This is a genomic window from Lentibacillus sp. L22 (genome assembly GCF_040812445.1).
GTDB lineage: Bacteria > Bacillota > Bacilli > Bacillales > Amphibacillaceae > Lentibacillus_C > Lentibacillus_C daqui.
On record NZ_JBFNXI010000090.1, the window covers coordinates 1 to 2583 of the forward strand.

Annotated in this window: 1 protein-coding gene and 1 pseudogene; both read left to right on the forward strand. The window is 35.5% G+C overall.

Annotation, left to right across the window (positions count from 1 at the left end; all coding sequences use genetic code 11):
* Positions 1-172: pseudogene (locus tag ABRT01_RS18095) on the forward strand (transposase); the annotation flags it as partial.
* 325 nt (positions 173-497) lie between these two features.
* Positions 498-2057 (forward strand): class I adenylate-forming enzyme family protein, encoded by a 1560-nt coding sequence (locus ABRT01_RS18100; RefSeq protein WP_269409424.1) that lies wholly within the window; start codon positions 498-500, stop codon positions 2055-2057.
* The last annotated feature ends 526 nt before the right edge of the window (positions 2058-2583 follow it).

Genomic DNA, 2583 nt, shown 5'->3' on the forward strand with positions numbered 1-2583 from the left:
CAATTTATGCACGAAAGCAAAAGAAGGAAACAACCGAAAAGTCTACATGAATGAAAAGTGGGAATCCCAAAAAGAATATGTACGTGCGAAGCTTTCAGACGAGAAAACTGGTGAAATTTACGGAAAACGTAAAATCGATGTAGAACCAGCGTTCGGCTTTCTGAAGGCCAATAAAAAAGGTTCCAAGCAAACTTTTGATTTGCTTGGAACCTTTTTATTTACTATTTTTGGCTAGTTATGTCCCAGCCTCCTTAAATACTTACTTGGAAGTGAAGTAGATGAAATGTAAAAAAGTGTTCATTTTACTCGGGATTCATCATGTTTGACTTTAATTATCATGCTGGTTATTACGGAAAGAAAGACAAATTCATTTGCCGAAAATAAGAGAAAAATTTCTGGAAGCAGTTAGTACTATTTTAAAAGTATTTTAATAATCATATATTGTAAACGTTTACAATCAATGAATTAAAATATTGGAAACTTATTGGAGGGTCAAGATGCTTCTTACAGAGTTATTAGAAAAAAATATTAAATCATTTGGTGAGTATTCTCTTCTCCATTATGGGGAGAAGTCTTACACAAACGTTGAGACTGAGAATATGGCAAGAAAGGTTTCCTGTCTAATAGATTCACTCGGAATAGGGGCAGGTGAACGGGTATTGGTTTGTATGCCGAACTGTCCAGAGGTTATTTTTTCGTATCAAGGAATTTTACGCTCAGGAGCTATAGTTGTTCCTGCAATGCATCGCCTTCATGAAAAGGAAATTAATTATATTTTGGAAGACTCGGAAGCGAAGGCCATTGTTACTTCTTCATTTCTTCTAAGTAAAATGGTAAAGGCTACGGATGGGTTAAGTTTAATGGAGAAACCAAAAATTATTTGTATTGACGCTCCACACGCGGAAGATTTGGGGAAGGAGAACGATGTAGAAATTATTGAATGGCAAAAAGCACTCAAAAATGTAGATATAAATAAGGAGAGGCGGACAGATTTAACAGAAAGTGATGTAGCAGTGATACTGTATACTTCAGGAACTACTGGAAAGCCAAAAGGAGTAATGCTTACACATAAGAACTTATATGCAAGCGCTTCGAATAGTGCTGCTCTGAGAGATAATGATAAACGGGGCACTACTTTAGGTGTCTTACCCTTGGCACATATTTACGGGTTTGGAGTAATGAATGGTTTATTTATACAAGGGAATTCAGTCGTCATCTTTTCTAAATTTGATGCTGAAGAAGTATTTAAAGCTATTGAACGATTTAAAGTGAGCTCCTTTGCTGCGGTTCCAGCTATGGTTCATTCGATGGTATACAATCCAAATGCCGATAAATATGATTTGTCCTCTTTGGAAACGGTCGGATCTGGATCTGCGGCATTACCAATTAGTCTGAGAAAAAAATTCCTTGAACAATTTAATGCGGAAGTACATGATGCATATGGATTGTCAGAAGCATCACCAGGGGTTGCGGGTCAGCGTAAAGATATGCCAATTAAGGAAGGTTCAGTAGGGTTACCAATACCTGGTGTAAAAATTAAAATTGTAGATGAGAAAGGTAATGAACTATCTCCTGGAGAAGTTGGAGAACTATTAGTTCAAGGGGATAATGTTACTCCAGGTTATTTCCGAAATGAGGAAGCAACAAGAGCAGCGCTTAAAGGTGGATGGCTGCATACTGGTGATTTGGCCAAGATCGATGAAGATGGTTATTTATTTATTGTTGACCGAAAGAAAGATTTGATTATACGTGGGGGATTTAATATTTATCCACGTGATTTGGAAGAATTATTGACAAAACATGAGGCTGTATCAGAAGCAGCAGTCATTGGGGTACCATCTGAACGAATGGGAGAGGAAATACTTGCGTGCGTTGTTAAAAAAGACGGGGTGGAAGTAACGGAGCAAGAATTGATTGATTATTGTCAAATACACCTTGCCAAATACAAGACGCCCCGACAAGTAGTTTTTGTAAATGAACTTCCAAGAAATGGTGTTGGAAAAATATTAAAAATGCGTTTGAAAGACATGTATCAAGATTATAAATTTCCAGTTTAGTGGATTGGATATTATTAAAAAAATGTACCCTAATCGATATAAAAAAGCAGTGATTACATTTGTTTTTGAAATTAAGTGTACTTGACCTTTTACTGGAACGTAAAGAAATTATAGCTGGGAAGGAAAAGGGTGTGTACAGATATAGTCTTGTTCAATAGCAAGTGTTCTAAACATAAATCAGTTAGCTTTTTTAGGAGTTTTAGATAATAGATGATGAACAAAAACATCAAATTAATCTAGTAGCATAAATGGTTATTTCAGTCTTTACCAATTTGTGAGAAGGCAGGGGTATCAATCACTCATAGACAGTGGCGAATTTGAATAGCTGAAGAGATAGTGTCTATGTCTTATGAGAGAATGGATATATCTATTTAGAGATTTACTGACAAAAAGGCATTAGTTGAGTCAATTTCATAATTGCTCTTTTTAAAAATACACAGACCTGCAGAATTTTTAAAACAAATTTTTTAAAAATTTAATTAAGCAGTTTGTTGCTGGTTTAACAGTACATTGATACGATCTGCAG

Coding starts and splice junctions, on each gene's coding strand:
- ABRT01_RS18100 (WP_269409424.1), top strand. CDS start 498: ATGCTTCTTACAGAGTTATTAGAAAAAAATATTAAATCATTTGGTGAG.